The organism is Bacteroides sp. 2201st1_D9_2201SCRN_220225 (assembly GCF_040928965.1).
Lineage (GTDB): Bacteria > Bacteroidota > Bacteroidia > Bacteroidales > Bacteroidaceae > Bacteroides > Bacteroides stercoris.
The window spans coordinates 19,539-36,760 of record NZ_JBCODG010000043.1 but is presented as its reverse complement, the minus strand read 5'-3'; the positions used below and the strand labels follow the sequence as shown (position 1 = coordinate 36,760).

Genomic DNA, 17,222 nt, shown 5'->3' with positions numbered 1-17,222 from the left:
CCGCAAGGCCATGCTCCATACGGACAAGGGAGAAGACATGCAACTGATACGCCAGATCACCGACCACATCTCCTTTAAGGGCGATGCCCAGATGACGGTGGAAGCCATTCAGGACCTGGTGGAAATGGAACTGATGAAGAGCAGCCGTAAAGATGTAGCACAGAAATACATTGCCTACCGCAACCAGCGCAGCATTGCCCGCAAGGCGAAAACGCGCGATATGTTTCTGGAAATCATCAACATCAAATCCAACGACATCACCCGTGAGAATGCCAATATGAACGCCGACACCCCGGCGGGCATGATGATGAAGTTTGCCAGCGAAACCACCAAACCCTTCGTTGACGACTATCTACTGAGCGAAGAAGTGCTGGATGCCGTCAGCCAAAACTATCTGCACATCCACGATAAGGATTATTACCCCACCAAAAGCCTGACTTGCGTACAGCACCCGCTGGATCGCATCCTTACATACGGCTTCTCTGCCGGACACGGAGAGTCGCGCCCTGCGAAACGCATTGAAACCGCCAGCATACTGGGCTGCATCTCATTGGAAACCGCCCAGAACGAAATGCACGGCGGACAAGCGATTCCCGCGTTCGACTTCTACCTCGCTCCCTACGTGCGCAACAGCTTCATCGAGGAAGTAAAGAACCTGGAAGAGCTGAACGGTGAGGATTACTCACATCTCTACCGGAAAGAGCTCACCGATTACCTGCAACAGCCGCTGGACGGCCTCACCGGCGAGCAGCGCATCATCCAGCATGCCGTGAACAAGACCGTAGCCCGCGTGCATCAGTCCATGGAAGCGTTCATCCACAACATGAACACGATACACTCGCGCGGCGGCAACCAGGTGGTATTCAGCTCCATCAACTACGGTACGGATACTTCCGCCGAAGGACGCTGCATCATCCGCGAACTGCTGAAAAGCACGTACCAGGGCGTGGGCAACGGCGAAACGGCCATCTTCCCCATTCAGATATGGAAAAAGAAACGCGGCGTAAGCTATCTGCCCGAAGACCGCAACTACGACCTCTACCAACTTGCCTGCAAGGTCACCGCACGCCGTTTCTTCCCGAACTTCCTGAACCTGGACGCCACCTTCAACCAAAGTGACGACTGGAAAGCCGACGACCCGAAACGCTACGAGCACGAAGTAGCCACCATGGGATGCCGTACACGCGTATTCGAAAACCGTTTCGGCCCCAAGACATCCATCGGACGCGGCAACCTGTCTTTCTCCACAATCAACATTGTGCGCCTTGCCATAGAGTGCATGGGCATTACGGATAAGGAACAGCGCATCGCCCGTTTCTTCGCCAAGCTGGATGCCATGCTCGACATTACCGCACGCCAACTGCATGAACGCATGGAGTTCCAGAAGACAGCGTTCGCCAAGCAGTTCCCTCTGCTGATGTCCGCTTTGTGGATAGGCTGCGACAAGCTCAAACCGAACGACGACATCTCGTCCGTAATCAATCAGGGTACGCTGGGCATCGGGTTCATCGGTCTGGCGGAATGTCTTGTGGCGCTTTTGGGCAAGCATCACGGAGAGTCGGAAGAGGCTCAGGAACTGGGACTCAGAATCGTGACTTACATGCGCGACCGTGCCAACCAGTTCTCCGACCAATACCAGCATAATTACAGCGTACTGGCCACGCCTGCCGAAGGGCTGTCGGGCAAGTTCACACGTGTAGACCGCAAGAAGTTCGGCTGCTTGCCGGGCATTACGGACCGTGATTATTACACCAACTCCAACCACGTGCCCGTGTACTACAAGTGCAGCGCCCGCCACAAAGCCGAAATCGAAGCCCCCTACCACGACCTGACCCGCGGCGGACACATCTTCTATGTAGAAATTGACGGCGACGCCACCCACAACCCCGAAGTCATTATGCGTGTGGTGGACATGATGGACCGGTACAACATCGGTTACGGCTCGGTAAATCACAACCGCAACCGCTGCCTGGACTGCGGATACGAAAACTCTACCGTCAACCTGGAAGCCTGTCCCAAGTGCGGCAGCACCCACATCGACAAGCTACAGCGCATCACCGGCTATCTGGTAGGTACTACCGACCGTTGGAATCAAGCCAAGCTCGCCGAGCTGAACGACAGAGTAATACATGAAAATTAAAAGTTGAATAGTGCTTTCCATTCTTGATATAATAGAAGATACTACGGTGGACGGTCCGGGATTCCGTACCGCCATCTACGCAGCCGGATGTCCCAACGGATGTCCGGGCTGTCATAATCCGGAATCGTGGGACATCAACCGCGGACGCTGGATGAGCACCGATGAAATACTGCAAAAGGTGCTTGCCGACAGCTTTGCCGATGTGACATTCAGCGGTGGCGACCCTATGTACCAGCCCGAAGGCTTCACCGAACTGGCACATGCCATCAAGCGGCAGAGCCGGAAGAACATCTGGTGCTATACGGGGTATACATTTGAAACGTTACTGCACAATCCCCGCCAGGCAAAACTGTTGGAGTACATCGACGTGCTGGTGGACGGCAAATTCAAAGAAGAGCTGCGTGACGAAGACCTCTACTTCCGTGGCAGCAGCAACCAACGGCTGATAGACGTACAAGCGTCGCTGAAAGCCCAAAAAGCGGTGGATTACGTTTACAACCCGAAGTTATAACTCCTTTCACTGTATTATATCTTTCTCTATATAGACATAAACCTATACCTCCATTGGGTACAATGAATATCACCGTGGGATACCGACAATACCAACGGTTGGTATTCATCGTACCCTATGTTGGTAGCCGTTGTACCAAACGTTGGTATCCGACGTACCAAACATTGGTACTTCCCATACCAGCCTTTGGTACTTTCCGTACCCCATAGAGGTATCCGCCGTTCTCCCCCTATAAACCATAAAGGATTGCTTACGCCGGCAAAAAGGAAGCAAGCGTTTCTCCAACCGCCCTGCCTACTTTTCTTTATATATTTTCAGCCATATAAAATTCTTTCTCGTTTTTATTTCCTACATTTGCCACCGTCAAAAGAATCTATAACAAAATACCGAACCCGTGAAACGCAATCAATCCCCTGCACAGACGATACGCTTCCGCCGCTGGAGTCGGAAGTCGTATGCCGCATTCGCCAGCATAGGCAGATGCGTCACAATCGGTTGTCTGCGCAAGAACGTGGCCGACAGTTCGCTGCGGAAGCAGGACACGGTTCGGACTATCCCCTATTCTATTCACACCATGACTATCGACGAACTGAAAGCCCGGGTGCTGGCAGGCATAGACATATCGCCCGACCAAGCTGCCTGGCTGGCGAATACCGCCGACCGTGAAGCGCTTTACGCCGCTGCACACGAGATTACCGTACAATGCTCGCAGCATGAGTTTGACATGTGCTCCATCATCAACGCCAAGTCGGGACGCTGCCCCGAAAACTGCAAATGGTGCGCACAATCTTCCCACTATCACACCCAAGCCGACGTTTACAACCTACTTTCCGCTGAAGAATGCCTCGAACAGGCACAATACAATGAACGGCAGGATGTCAACCGCTTCTCCCTCGTTACGAGCGGACGGAAACCCTCTCTCAAACAATTGGAACAACTCTGTAATACAGTGCGCTACATGCGCCGCCACTCATCCATACAATTATGCGCATCCTTAGGCCTGCTGGCCGAAGAAGAGCTGCGCGCCCTGCACAATGCCGGCGTCACCCGCTACCACTGCAACCTGGAAACAGCCCCCTCTTTCTTCCCCACCCTGTGCAGCACGCACACGCAGGAAGACAAGCTGCGCACCTTGCAGGCAGCCCGCAACGCAGGCATGGACATTTGCAGCGGCGGCATCATCGGCATGGGCGAGACGATGGAACAGCGCATTGAGTTTGCTTTCACCCTGAAAGAGCTGGGTGTACAATCCATTCCCATCAACCTGCTCAGCCCCATTCCGGGCACTCCGCTGGAGAACCGCCCGCCGCTGACGGAAGAAGAGGTATTGGTGACCGTCGCCCTGTTCCGCTTCATCAACCCCACCGCCTACCTGCGCTTTGCCGGCGGACGCTCGCAACTGAGCAAGGATGCGGTGAAGAAGTCCTTATATATAGGTATCAACTCGGCTATCGTGGGCGACCTGCTGACGACGCTCGGCTCCAAAGTTTCCGATGACAAGAAACTGATAGAAGAAGCCGGATACGAATTCTGCGGTTCGCAATTCGACCGCGAGCACCTGTGGCATCCATACACTTCGACCACCCATCCGCTGCCTGTATATAAGGTGAAGCAGGCGGACGGGGCAACGATTACGCTGGAAAGCGGGCAGACCCTGATAGAGGGAATGTCCTCCTGGTGGTGCGCCGTGCACGGTTACAATCATCCGGTACTGAACCGGGCAGTCACGGAGCAGCTCGGCAAGATGTCACACGTCATGTTCGGCGGACTGACGCACGACCCTGCCATCGAGCTGGGCAAACTGCTGTTGCCGCTGGTTCCGCCGTCCATGCAGAAGATATTCTATGCCGACTCCGGCTCGGTGGCTGTGGAAGTGGCCCTGAAAATGGCCGTGCAGTACTGGTATGCCAAAGGGCAAGGGGCTTCGTCGCAGAGTACCCCCGTCAAGAAGCAGAACTTCGTCACCATCCGCAGCGGCTATCACGGAGATACGTGGAATGCTATGTCGGTGTGCGATCCGGTGACGGGGATGCACTCGCTGTTCGGCTCGGCACTGCCCGTGCGGTATTTCGTTCCGCAGCCCCGCTCGCGTTTCGACGGCGAATGGAATCCAGAAGATATCCGCCCGCTACAGGAAACCATCGAACAGCATGCCGACGAGCTGGCCGCCCTGATACTGGAACCCGTGGTACAGGGTGCAGGCGGCATGTGGTTCTATCATCCGCAGTATCTGCGCGAAGCGGCAAAGCTATGCCGCGAACACGGTCTGCTGCTTATCTTCGATGAAATAGCGACGGGCTTCGGACGCACCGGAAAGCTGTTTGCCTGGGAACATGCCGGAGTAGAACCGGACATCATGTGCATAGGTAAGGCGTTGACCGGCGGCTACATGACGCTTTCCGCCGTACTGGCCACCAACGAAGTGGCGGACACCATCTCCAACCACGCCCCGGGTGCATTCATGCACGGGCCCACGTTTATGGGAAACCCGCTGGCATGCGCCGTGGCATGTGCATCGGTACGCCTGCTCACGTCTCCCGAATACAACTGGCAGGAGAAGGTGGCGCGCATCGAAGCGCAGTTGAAGCAAGAGCTGGAACCCGCGCGCCAACTGCCGCAAGTGGCGGATGTGCGCGTACTCGGAGCCATCGGCGTGATAGAGACCAAACGTCCGGTGGATATGGCATGGATGCAACGGCGCTTCGTCGAGGAAGGTATCTGGGTGCGTCCGTTCGGCAAGCTGGTGTATCTGATGCCGCCCTTTATCATCAAACCGGAACAGCTCGGCACACTGACGAAGGGACTGATTAAGATTATAAAAGAGATAAGAGATTAAGGTTACAAAAGAAATAAGGGAACAATAAACTTCCTTATATTTCAAAAACAAACATAGCCAATGAGCACTATATCGCACATGCAGCAAGAGCTGCAACTTCTTGAAGAGCACAGCAACCTGCGCCGCCTGCCCCGGATGGTACACGACGGCAGGGATGTCATCGTGAACGGCAAACGCATGCTGAACCTCTCGTCCAACGACTACCTGGGGCTGGCATCCGACCGGGCCTTGCGCGAGGAATTCCTGCGCACGCTCACCCCCGACACGTTCCTGCCCACCTCTTCTTCTTCCCGGTTGCTGACGGGCAACTTCACCGTTTACGAAGAGCTGGAAGCCGAACTGGCACGCCTTTTCGGCACGGAAGCCGCACTGGTGTTCAACAGCGGGTATCATGCCAACACGGGCATCCTGCCCGCCGTAAGCGATGCACAGACGCTGATACTTGCCGACAAGCTCGTCCATGCCAGCCTGATTGACGGCATCCGCCTGTCTGCCGCCAAATGCATCCGCTACCGTCACAACGATTTGGCACAACTGGAACGACTGCTCAAAGAGCACCACTCCGCCTTTCGCCAAATCATCATCGTCACCGAAAGCATCTTCAGCATGGACGGCGACCAAGCCGACCTGCCCGCCCTGACAGAACTGAAACGCCGGTACGGCAATGTGCTGCTCTACGTGGACGAGGCCCACGCTTTCGGCGTGCGCGGCAGGCAGGGACTCGGTTGCGCCGAGGAGTCCGGCTGCACCGGAGACATCGACTTCCTTGTCGGCACGTTCGGCAAGGCGGCAGCATCCGCAGGCGCTTACATCGTATGCCGGAAGGTGATACGGGAATACCTCGTCAACCGCATGCGCACACTTATCTTCACCACCGGACTGCCCCCCGTAAACATCGCTTGGACACTGTTTGTCGTGCGCCGGCTGGCAGACATGCGGGAACGGCGCGAGCATCTGGCACACATCAGCCGGACGCTTCGCGAAGCCCTGCAGGCACAAGGATACACCTGCCCCGGCGCCAGCCACATCGTCCCGATGATTATCGGGCAGAGTGCGGATACCGTGCTGAAAGCAGAGACCTTGCAACGGCATGGCTTTTACGCCCTGCCCGTGCGCCCGCCTACAGTGCCGGAAGGAACGTCGCGCATCCGTTTTTCGCTGACAGCCGATATCAGACAAGAGGAAATAGAAGAACTGAAGAAAAGAACGGAGAACTTGAAATAACCCGAAAATACTTTAAGCAATGCCCGTAACAGACGGCATTGGAATATTAACCGAAATGCATCTTCATACAGAAGGGCATCTTCATCTAACAAAAAAGAACAATGAAACAAGTGTACATTATCAACGAGAACCATCCCCAGTTACTCCTTTTCTTTGCCGGTTGGGCAGCGGACGAAACTCCCTTCAAGCAGTACCGTCCCAAAGACATGGACTACATGATTTGCTACGACTACCGCACGCTGGATTTCGACTATTCCATCTTCGACCGTTACCGGCAAGTAAACGTGGTAGCCTGGTCCATGGGTGTGTGGATGGGCTCTCTCATACTGAGCCAAGTCCCCCGGGACAAGGTGTTCAGCCTGGCGTTCAACGGAACTACATACCCCATCGACAATCTGGAAGGTATCCCCGTGAACACCTTTCAGGCTACTCTCGACGGGCTTACCCCCGCAACGCTCCAGAAGTTCCTGCGCCGCATGTGCAAGGACAGCAACGCCTACAAGGCATTCATGGAAGTGACTCCCCGACGGGACTTCGACGAAATAAAAGAAGAACTGAGGCTCATTCTGGAGCGGTACTTCGATATGTTCGGAGACGCTAATAACAAAAGTTACGACGAGGAAAAGGAAGATAAGTATGAGGCAAACATCGAAAAGTATAACTACGAATACAACTACGCCTTCATCGGCAAGAACGACCGGATTTTCCCGCCCGAAAACATGGAGATGAACTTTTGCGACCTGATAGACTGCCATCCGGTCCTGACGGACAACGCACACTATGACGAGTCCATGTTCCGCTTTCTGCTGCAAGATATGTGGGAGATGACTGCCAGTGAATTCAGATATCATGTCAAAACCATAAATATTGAATGAAACGAAACAGAAAATGATTTGCAGTACCATTCAATCCATCGACAAAGCCCTCGTTGCAAGACGCTTTGCCCATGCACGGAATACGTACGGCCGAGAAGCTCTTGTGCAGCAGCAGGTGGCGGAGAAAATGCTGCGCCTGCTCACGAAACATGCCTGCCCGTCTGCTGCGGCACACAACGGCGAGGGCAATACGCGAAGTTTGTCAGGCAACGCCTCCCCCTTCCGCCATATCGTAGAGTTCGGATGCGGAACCGGGTGCTACTCCCGTTTGCTGCTGCACGCATTGCAACCGGAAACTCTGCTGCTCAACGACTTGTGTCCCGAAATGAGGGAGTGTATCTGCGATTTGTTGCCGGCCGGTGAACCTCTGCCTCATAAACCTCTACTTTACGATGATAAAGTAGAACTCTACGGCGCTAAAGTGCCACTTGAGAAAGCTAAAGTGCCACTTTACGGAAACCCGCTTATATCCCCTGCCGTCAGCTTTTTGCCGTGTGATGCGGAAACTCTTGATTTCCCGCAAGGGACAGACCTGATAACGTCCTGCTCCACCCTGCAATGGTTTGCCGATACGGAACGGTTCTTCACCCGCTGCCACCACTTCCTATCGGACGGTGGCATTCTCGCATTCAGCACTTTCGGCAAGAGGAATATGCAGGAGATACATACCCTGACCGGACACGGACTGGAGTACTTCTCGCTCGAAGAACTAAAAGCCTTGCTGTCTTCCCGCTTCGAGGTTCTTTATGCCGAAGAAGAGATTGTCTCCCTGCCATTCGACACTCCGCTCGAAGTGTTGCAACACCTCAGACAAACCGGCGTTACCGGGACGGAAAAGAGAGTCTGGACGCGCGGACGCCTGCAAAGTTTCTGCGAGGAATATATCCGGATGTACGGCAAGGACGACCGTAGTGTTTCGCTGACTTATCACCCGATTTATGTAATAGCGAGAAAAAGAGGAAGGACAAAGTAAGAAGCATAAGGGATGAAGTACAAAATACGAAGCATAAGGTACGAAATGTAAAGTATAAGGTATGAAGTATGAGGTATAAGAGATTTTAAAATAAAGGATGAGGAATACGGTAAACACATAGGTGATAAGAGGTATGAGCACCGATGTTTAATCAGTTAATTTACATAAAGATATAAAGAATTATGAAACCAAACATTTATTTCATCAGCGGCATTGATACGGATGCCGGGAAAAGCTATTGCACTGCCTGGTATGCCAAGCAGCTATCCCGAAACGGACAGCGCGTCATCACCCAGAAATTCATTCAAACCGGCAATACCGGACACTCCGAGGACATCGACCTGCACCGCCGCATCATGGGCACCGGCTATCTGCCTGAGGATAACGAGAGGCTTACAATGCCCGAAATCTTCTCCTATCCCTGCTCTCCCCATCTTGCGGCACGCATCGACAACCGTCCTATCGACTTCGACAAAATAGAGAACGCCACGCAGGAGCTTGCCCGCCGCTACGACACCGTACTCGTGGAAGGAGCCGGCGGACTGATGGTTCCCCTGACCGGAGAATATCTCACCATAGACTACATTGCCGATAAGAACTATCCCCTTATCTTCGTGACATCCGGCAAGCTGGGCAGTATCAATCACACCCTGCTAAGCCTTGAAGCCATCGGGCACCGGGGAATCACACTCGACACCGTATTGTACAACCTTTATCCCACGGTAGAGGACAAGACCATACAGAACGATACGATGCAATACATACGGGAGTATCTTTCCAGGCATTTCCCCGGAACGAAGTTTGAGGTTGTGCCGGAAATAAATAATCTGCATCAGACCATGTAATCTGTGACGAATTTCGTACCTTTGCACGTTATAAAACGTCATAGGACACATGGAAGCATTTACATTCGATACAACCGAGCAGATATTACTCGCAGCGACGGGAACTCTTTTTATCATTCAAGCCCTTTATTACCTTTGCCTGTACAACCGCATCCACCTGCGCAGCCGTGCCGTGAAGCGCGGCAATGTACACTTCTCGCAGGAGCTCCCGCCGGTGTCGGTCATCATCTGCGCACGTGAAGAATGCGAAAACCTGCGGCGTAACCTGAAAGCTGTGCTGGAGCAGGATTATCCGCAATTTGAGGTTATCGTCATCAATGACGGAAACACGGACGAAAGCGAAGATTACCTCACCTTGCTGGAAGAGAAATACCCGCACCTCTACCACAGTTTTGTCCCCGACTCTTCCCGCTACATCAGCCGGAAGAAGCTTGCCGCCACCCTCGGCGTGAAAGCCAGCAAATACGACTGGCTCGTCTTCACCGAAGCCAACTGCTGCCCGCAAAGCAACCAATGGCTGCGGCTGCTGGCACGCAACTTCACCTCGCGTACGCAAGTTGTCTTGGGATATAGCGGCTATGAACGCGGTAAAGGCTGGCTGCACAAGCGCGTAGCTTTCGACAATCTGTTCACTTCCATGCGCTACCTCGGCTTTGCGCTTGCCGGAAGCCCGTATATGGGCATCGGGCGTAACCTTGCCTACCGCAAGGAGTTGTTTTACGAACACAAAGGGTTCTCTGCACATCTCAACCTTCAGCGCGGCGATGACGACCTGTTCGTCAATCATGTAGCCACTGCCGAAAATACCCGCGTGGAAACCGATGCGGATGCCACCGTACGCATGCAACCCGTATTCCGCGCAAAAGACTGGCGGGAAGAGAAAATCGGTTACGCATCTACCGCCCGCCTCTATCACGGCATGCAACGCTGGCTTGCCGGACTGGAAACCACTACCCGCCTCGCGTTCCATGCCGCATGGATGGCTACGCTCACAACAGCCATACTGCATTTCCACTGGCTGGCGGCAGGCATTGCATTCCTCGTCTGGATACTCCGGTTTATCCTGCAAGCCATCATCGTCAACAAGACTGCCAAGGATTTGAACGACCGGCGCAGATACTACTGGTCGCTGCCCGTGTTCGATGTACTCCAGCCGCTGCAATCTCTCCGCTGGAAGCTCTACTGTCTGTTTAGAAAGAAAAGCGAATTCCTGAGAAAATAAATGAGAAATTACCCTACTCGTAGCGCATGGAATTTGCCGGATGAATCCGTGTAATGAGGTAGGACGGTCCTAACAGCATAGCGATTGAGGCCAGCAGCGTGCCGACATTCAGCAACAAGAAAAGCCAAAGATTGAAAGATACGGGAACGGTGTCCATATAATAGGTTTCCGGGTCGAGACGGAACAAGCCGAACCACTTCTGGATAAAATAGAAAGCCAATCCTATTACATTGCCCCACAGCATTCCTTTTCCGATGAGGAATACCGCCAGCCAAAGAAACAGTTTGCGGATAGTGAGGTTGTTCGCTCCCAAAGATTTCAGAACGCCAATCATGGAGGTGCGCTCTATGATGATTATCAGCAGTCCCGAAACCATGGTAAACCCGGCAACGCCAATCATCAGGATAAGGATAACCCATATATTGACATCCAAGATGCCGAGCCATGCAAAAATCTGCGGGTTCAACTGCTCTACGTTGAGTACACAGTATTCTGCCCCGTAAGGGTCGGGATGCCGGCCCACTTCATCGGCTATCCGGTAGGTGGTTTCTTCCAGTTTATCGTAGTCGTACAGCTCCAGCTCCACTCCGCTCACCTGGTCGGGATGCCACTTGTTCAGACGGTTCACCAGGCACAGGTCTGTAAGCAGGAACAGGTTGTCGTATTCGGAAAAGTTGGTCTGGTAAATGCCGACGATTGTCAGGCGGCGGGCACGCACATCGTCCTGTATGTAGTAGGTGTCTATCTTGTCGCCGAGTTTCAGCTTCAGTTTGTCGGCTATCGCTTTTGAAATGACCACACGGTTGGTAGAAGCCGAGTCGCTGAACTGCGGAAACTCTCCCTCTATCAGGTGACGGCGGAAGAAGGAACTGCCATACTCCGGCCCTATACCTTTCAATACCATGCCCTGAAAGGCATCGGACGTCTTTATCATACCCGGCTTGGTGGAATAGCGTTGCACGTGTTTCACACCGGAATTATCCGCAAGAGCGGCAAGCATACTGTCCGTCACGGCTATGGGGCGGGTTTCAAAAGAACGCGCCGCATCCGAATTGCTAATCTGGATATGCGAGCCGAAACCGATTATCTTATCGCGTACCTCGCTCTTGAAACCGATAATCACCGACACGGCAATAATCATCACCGCCAACCCGATAGCAACACCGATAGTTGCTATCAGCACGGCAGGACGGGAAACTTGCTTTCCGACATCGGAACTGCGGTAAATACGCAGCGCTATGAAACGGGATAAATTCATCAGTAGTATTATATATCTCTATTCCGTACGTCCCGGATAGGCTTCGAGCGCTTTGGAAAGCACAAACAGCGCACGGATCAAATCTTCCTTCTTCAAGACGTAAGCGATGCGCACTTCGTTGCGGCCGGAACCCGGAGTGGTATAAAAGCCGGAAGCCGGAGCCATGAAAACGGTCTGCCCTTCGTACTGGAATTCGGAAAGACACCATGCGCAGAACTTGTCCGAATCGTCTACGGGCAGCTTGGCCACGGTATAGAACGCTCCCATCGGAATGGGCGAATATACGCCGGGGATACGGTTCAGACCGTCAATCAGGCATTTACGGCGTTCTACATACTCGTCGTAGGTATCGCGCAGATAGTCTTCACCGGCATCCAAAGACGCTTCGGCGGCAATCTGACCTATCAACGGTGGACTCAAACGCGCCTGGCAGAACTTCATAACGGCATCGCGTATCTCTTTGTTCTTCGTTATCAGCGCACCTATACGGATACCGCATTCGGAATAACGCTTGGAAACGGAATCAATCAGGACTACATTGTTCTCGATGCCTTCCAGATGGCAGGCGGAGATGTATGGAGAACCCGTATAGATGAACTCGCGATACACCTCGTCGGAGAAGAGGAAGAGGTCGTACTTCTTCACAAGGTCGCGTATTTGATTCATTTCACGGCGGGTATAAAGGTAGCCGGTAGGGTTGTTGGGGTTACAAATCAGGATGGCACGCGTACGTTCGTTTATCAGCTCCTCGAACTTCTCCACCTTAGGCAGCGAGAATCCCTCTTCGATGGTCGTTGCAATCGTACGTATCCTGGCTCCGGCAGAGATGGCAAATGCCATGTAATTGGCATAAGCCGGTTCGGGCACGATAATCTCGTCACCCGGATTGAGGCATGCCATGAAAGAGAACAGCACCGCTTCCGAACCGCCGGATGTAATGATTATGTCATCCGCAGTGAGCTTGATGTTGTACTTATCGTAATACCCCACCAACTTCTCGCGATAGCTGCGATAACCGGCACTGGGACTGTACTCCAATACCTTACGGTCAATATTACGGATGGCGTCAATCGCGACTTGCGGCGTAGGCAGGTCGGGCTGTCCGATATTGAGGTGGAATACATGGATGCCCCGTTGCTTGGCTGCATCTGCCAAGGGAGCCAGCTTTCTGATAGGAGATGCGGGCATCTCCATCCCGCGAATAGAAATTGTTGGCATGAGTTTTTATATCATTTTATCATTTAAGTTGCAAATGTAGTGATTTATTTGATACCAAAGGGAAGCAAAGACATAAAAACTTTAAAAACCTTATCTATATTAAAAACACTATGCTATTTAAAAAGAATCTTGTACCTTTGAAATAGTAAACAAATGAGCAACCACAACCGTTTTATCTTAAACCAACTTTTAAAATAGTAAGTAACGCTATGGTCATCAACCTAATAACTTTTGCTTCACTGCTACATAAGCAAGCATCAGTCCGCAGTTCCCATGAAATAATCCTGAACGAACTGGAAAAATATTTCACCGTCAATTTCATAGATTACCAAGATATCAACAAACTGTCTCCCGACGATTTCAGCATCCTGTTCATCGCCACCGGCGGAGTGGAACGGCTGGTTATCCAGCATTTCGAGGCTCTTCCCCGCCCTGCCATCATCCTGGCAGACGGTATGCAGAACTCGCTTGCCGCCGCCCTCGAAATATCTTCCTGGCTGCGCAGCCGGGGAATGAAAAGCGAAATCCTGCATGGCGAACTGTCCGAAATTATCAAACGCATTTTTGTACTGCACAGCAATTTCATGGCGCAACGCGGCCTCTACGGAATGCGTATCGGCGTGATAGGCACTCCGTCGAGCTGGCTCATTGCCAGCAACGTGGATTATCTGCTTGCCAAACGACGCTGGGGAGTGGAATACACAGACATCGCACTGGAACGTGTATACGAATATTACAACCAAATCACGGATGATGAAGTAGGCGAAGCATGTGCCGGCCTTGCCGGAAAAGCGCTTGCCTGCCGGGAAGCGTCGCCCGAAGATATGATAAAGGCAATGCGCCTGTACCGCGCCATCCGGAAGATTGTGGACGAAGACCGTTTAAGCGCACTCACCCTGAGTTGTTTCCGCCTGATAGAACAGACGGGCACTACCGGCTGCCTGGCGCTTTCCCTGCTGAATGACGAGGGCATCATTGCCGGATGCGAAGGCGATTTGCAGTCCGTCTTCACCATGCTCGCTGCCAAAGTGCTTACAGGCAAACCTGCTTTCATGGCCAATCCTTCCATGATTAATGCACGCACCAACGAAATCATACTGGCGCATTGCACCATCGGCATCGCACAGACAGAGCAGTTCATCATCCGCAACCACTTTGAAACGGAAAGCGGCATCGGCATACAGGGAATACTGCCTACCGGAGACGTAACAATCGTGAAATGCGGCGGAGAATGTCTGGACGAATATTACCTCGGCACAGGTACACTGACCGAAAACACCAACTACATCAATATGTGCCGCACACAGGTACGTATCAAGATGAACGCCCCGGCGGAATATTTCCTGAGAAATCCGTTGGGCAACCATCACATCATGCTGCATGGCAACTACGAACTGATGCTCGACGAGTTCCTGCAATCCAACGGATGCAAAAGGATAGAATAAACTCTAAAACCGACCGGCAATCATATTACATCATCACTCATGCGGACTTCAAAGCGGGTTCCTCTGCCCGGCTTTGAAGTCACCGTAATGGTTCCGTGTATACGTTCCACAATTGTCTGGCAGATACTCAACCCTAAACCGGCCCCTTGCGTAAAGCTGTCCGCCTTATAGAAACGCTCGAAGATATGCTTCTGGTCTTCATCGGATATACCCGCTCCGGTATCTTCCACAAAGACGGTGGTATATCCGGATTCATCCACTCTATATCCTAAAGTGATGCTCCCTTGCACGGTAAACTTCTTGGCATTGTTAATCAGATTATTCAAAACCTGCTTCAAGCGTACGGCATCGGTAGTGATATACTTGTCGGCCCCTTCCGGAAAATCGGTGCATAATTCCACTCCCTGCGGCATGCTCAGCCTCTGGGAGTCGTAAACTTCCTGCATGATAAACGTAAGATTGTAAGAAGAGAACTGAAAATCCATTGTGCCCGATTCGATGCGCGAGAGGTCCAGAATATCATTAATCAGAGCCAGCAACAACGTGCAGTTTATATTGATAGTCTCGACAAACTGCTGTACTTCTTCCGAAGAAAAGGCTTGCAGGTCTTTCAACAAATCGGAGAAACCGACTATCGCATTCAACGGAGTACGTATCTCATGGCTCATGTTGGCAAGGAACGCCGATTTCAGTCTGTCAGCCTGCAAGGCACGGTCACGGGCCGCGATAAGTTCCTCTTCGGTGTCTTTATAACGCTGGATACTCTGGCATACACCCAATACCCTATAAGGTATATCTACCGTAAGCCCCTCATAAGCGGTACTCCGGAACTCCCACCACTCATATCCGCCATCTGCGTTTTGCAGCCGGAAACTCATGCGCGAGTTCGGCTCATGCCCCAGCATGATATTGTCGAAATGCCTGCATGTGCGGGAAAGGTCTTCCGGATGGACAATCCGATCCAGTTCTTCCCTCGAGATATAGTCCGTATTGTCGTAGCAATTGAAACGTTGCAGCAGTCCGTCGGGAAAATGGAAGCATTTCAACCGTGTGTTGTACTGCCACGGATAAATGGAACTTTCCTCAATAGCCATATTGAAAAAACGCTTCTGCATCTCTTCTTCGGATATATTACGGCAGACAATTGCCATACCCGTCAGTTTGTCTTTCGCAAAGATAGGAACCACCTCGCCCGAAACAGGGAAATAAATACCTTTGGTATTCTCTTGCATGAATGCCTTTTCCGGTATAATGACAGGCTTCCTATCCTGTATCACCTGTTTCAACAGAGCCTGCAGGATGTTCTCGCCATTCATGTAAATATGGAGAATGGAACCGGCAACCTGTCCTTCGTACGGACGTGTCGTATACATTTCTGCAGGTAATCCCAGCATCTCCACTAAAGCCCGGTTCACAAAATGGATTCTCAAATCCATATCATACGTAACCAGTCCGTCGCGAATAGAACAGAATATCTTATCGAATTCATCCCGCTGTTCCACCAGACGGTGTTGTATCAGCAGACGGGTCTGCGCATGTATCCGCTTGCGCGATTCACGCCGGTTGCTCCGATAGAGCCAGACTACAAGAAATGCCAACGCACCCACTATCACCGAATAGAACAGAATAAACCAGGCCTGATAGCGGTCCATCAGAGGAATGTTCAAAACGATTCCCCGTTTTTCAACACTATCCACATCTACATGGAAGAAGTCCAACTGTTTGTAGTCGAACAATAACTTGCCACCCAGGTCTCCTATTCCGAATGAAGCAGGCGACCGCCCCTTCAGAATACTTGCCGCCTGTATGCCCGCAGCATAAGTATCTGCCGCCGGTTCTACATCATAAACACATAAAACACCACTTGTCATTGCCAGGTTTTGATTGGCAAATACAGGAGCTTTCAATTTCAGGGAAAGAAAAGGAATCCACTTAGGGGCGATAACAATGTACTTATGGGCATGATAATCGTAACAAATAGACGTTATGAGAGAGTTGAGGGACTTTCTCTGCACATTCAGTTCCTTAAAACTGTATTCGGGATGTTTCTTATGAAAAGACTCCCAGGCTTCTTCTACCGCTTCCACTCCCTTAGCACTCAAAAAACTGCTGTCCGACAGGCAGACAATCTCCTTACGTGCAGGAAACAAACGTATGGCTTCCTCAAGCAACACATTAAAATCCGTTACTGAAGTGAAGCCCGAGACATTCGGCATACGGTCGAACAACTTCCTGTCAGGATATTTAATGCCCGAAACAACTACCGGTATCTGATACGGCAAAGAATCGCCGCAGTGAGTCAAGGTAAAGAAAGCCTCATCACTGGACGTCACAATCAAATCCGTTTTCCGCTGTCTGGCACGTTCGCATATGCGGCGCATGATGACACACTCCGAAGCAAACGTCCAAAAATCGGCATTCAGATACTCTATAACCACGTTTGCTTTTACACCGCCCTCTTCCAAGCCGTCCTGCAAACCGGCAATAAGGTTATTATGCCAGGAAGAACTGTTTGTGTATGATTGTATGAAAAGTACATTATAATTGGTTTCCGCAGCCGAAAGCGTCCCCGATATCATGCATAAGAAAGCTAATGAACATGTTAAGAAAAAGTGTTTTCCCATTCCGTTTGTTTTGATTTGTCTGCGTAAACTTCTTTATAACTACGCAAATAT

General features: G+C 51.8%; 13 protein-coding genes. 10 read left to right on the top strand and 3 right to left on the bottom strand.

Annotated features, from left to right (window positions below):
• The 9 genes from AB5903_RS14365 to AB5903_RS14325 form a co-directional block, all read left to right on the top strand.
• A partial coding sequence (locus tag AB5903_RS14365) for an anaerobic ribonucleoside triphosphate reductase (protein WP_368117962.1) occupies positions 1-2,140 on the top strand: 2,140 nt, incomplete at its 5' end.
• Positions 2,141-2,150: 10 nt separating this feature from the next.
• Positions 2,151-2,651, top strand: coding sequence for an anaerobic ribonucleoside-triphosphate reductase activating protein (gene nrdG / locus AB5903_RS14360; protein WP_016662781.1), 501 nt, complete (start codon positions 2,151-2,153; stop codon positions 2,649-2,651).
• A gap of 53 nt (positions 2,652-2,704) precedes the next feature.
• Positions 2,705-2,860, top strand: a complete 156-nt coding sequence (locus tag AB5903_RS14355) for a hypothetical protein (protein ID WP_153881361.1) — start codon at positions 2,705-2,707, stop codon at positions 2,858-2,860.
• Between the two features lie 365 nt (positions 2,861-3,225).
• Entirely contained in the window at positions 3,226-5,487 is a 2,262-nt protein-coding gene (bioA, locus tag AB5903_RS14350) for an adenosylmethionine--8-amino-7-oxononanoate transaminase (RefSeq protein ID WP_368117963.1), read from the top strand.
• 60 nt (positions 5,488-5,547) lie between these two features.
• Positions 5,548-6,711 (top strand): 8-amino-7-oxononanoate synthase, encoded by a 1,164-nt coding sequence (locus AB5903_RS14345; RefSeq protein ID WP_368117961.1) that lies wholly within the window; start codon positions 5,548-5,550, stop codon positions 6,709-6,711.
• Between the two features lie 101 nt (positions 6,712-6,812).
• Complete coding sequence (locus AB5903_RS14340) at positions 6,813-7,586, top strand: pimeloyl-ACP methyl esterase BioG family protein (RefSeq protein WP_195658183.1); 774 nt, start codon at positions 6,813-6,815, stop codon at positions 7,584-7,586.
• Positions 7,587-7,599: 13 nt separating this feature from the next.
• A complete protein-coding gene (bioC, locus tag AB5903_RS14335; protein WP_016662785.1) occupies positions 7,600-8,559 on the top strand; it encodes a malonyl-ACP O-methyltransferase BioC in 960 nt (319 codons plus the stop codon).
• A gap of 182 nt (positions 8,560-8,741) precedes the next feature.
• On the top strand, positions 8,742-9,404 hold the full coding sequence (gene bioD, locus AB5903_RS14330) for a dethiobiotin synthase (protein WP_016662786.1): 663 nt from the start codon (positions 8,742-8,744) through the stop codon (positions 9,402-9,404).
• Positions 9,405-9,453: 49 nt separating this feature from the next.
• A complete protein-coding gene (locus AB5903_RS14325) occupies positions 9,454-10,626 on the top strand; it encodes a glycosyltransferase (protein WP_016662787.1) in 1,173 nt (390 codons plus the stop codon).
• A 13-nt stretch (positions 10,627-10,639) separates the two neighbouring features.
• On the opposite strand, the gene AB5903_RS14320 is transcribed toward AB5903_RS14325, so the two are convergent.
• Complete coding sequence (locus tag AB5903_RS14320) at positions 10,640-11,884, bottom strand: ABC transporter permease (RefSeq protein ID WP_117857474.1); 1,245 nt, start codon at positions 11,882-11,884, stop codon at positions 10,640-10,642.
• 18 nt (positions 11,885-11,902) lie between these two features.
• The gene (locus AB5903_RS14315) at positions 11,903-13,102 is read right to left on the bottom strand and encodes a pyridoxal phosphate-dependent aminotransferase (protein WP_016662788.1); all 1,200 of its coding nucleotides are present in this window, start codon (positions 13,100-13,102) and stop codon (positions 11,903-11,905) included.
• A gap of 209 nt (positions 13,103-13,311) precedes the next feature.
• On the opposite strand from AB5903_RS14315, the gene AB5903_RS14310 reads away from it, so the two are divergent.
• Positions 13,312-14,547, top strand: coding sequence for a hypothetical protein (locus tag AB5903_RS14310; RefSeq protein WP_022104675.1), 1,236 nt, complete (start codon positions 13,312-13,314; stop codon positions 14,545-14,547).
• A 20-nt stretch (positions 14,548-14,567) separates the two neighbouring features.
• On the opposite strand, the gene AB5903_RS14305 is transcribed toward AB5903_RS14310, so the two are convergent.
• The gene (locus AB5903_RS14305; protein ID WP_016662790.1) at positions 14,568-17,171 is read right to left on the bottom strand and encodes an ABC transporter substrate binding protein; all 2,604 of its coding nucleotides are present in this window, start codon (positions 17,169-17,171) and stop codon (positions 14,568-14,570) included.
• Positions 17,172-17,222 lie beyond the last annotated feature (51 nt).

Bases quoted from the DNA above. Each gene is read 5' to 3' on its own strand.
- bioA (WP_368117963.1), top strand. From the start codon at position 3,226: ATGACTATCGACGAACTGAAAGCCCGGGTGCTGGCAGGCATAGACATA.
- AB5903_RS14345 (WP_368117961.1), top strand. From the start codon at position 5,548: ATGAGCACTATATCGCACATGCAGCAAGAGCTGCAACTTCTTGAAGAG.
- AB5903_RS14340 (WP_195658183.1), top strand. From the start codon at position 6,813: ATGAAACAAGTGTACATTATCAACGAGAACCATCCCCAGTTACTCCTT.
- bioC (WP_016662785.1), top strand. From the start codon at position 7,600: ATGATTTGCAGTACCATTCAATCCATCGACAAAGCCCTCGTTGCAAGA.
- bioD (WP_016662786.1), top strand. From the start codon at position 8,742: ATGAAACCAAACATTTATTTCATCAGCGGCATTGATACGGATGCCGGG.
- AB5903_RS14325 (WP_016662787.1), top strand. From the start codon at position 9,454: ATGGAAGCATTTACATTCGATACAACCGAGCAGATATTACTCGCAGCG.
- AB5903_RS14320 (WP_117857474.1), bottom strand. From the start codon at position 11,884: ATGAATTTATCCCGTTTCATAGCGCTGCGTATTTACCGCAGTTCCGAT.
- AB5903_RS14315 (WP_016662788.1), bottom strand. From the start codon at position 13,102: ATGCCAACAATTTCTATTCGCGGGATGGAGATGCCCGCATCTCCTATC.
- AB5903_RS14310 (WP_022104675.1), top strand. From the start codon at position 13,312: ATGGTCATCAACCTAATAACTTTTGCTTCACTGCTACATAAGCAAGCA.
- AB5903_RS14305 (WP_016662790.1), bottom strand. From the start codon at position 17,171: ATGGGAAAACACTTTTTCTTAACATGTTCATTAGCTTTCTTATGCATG.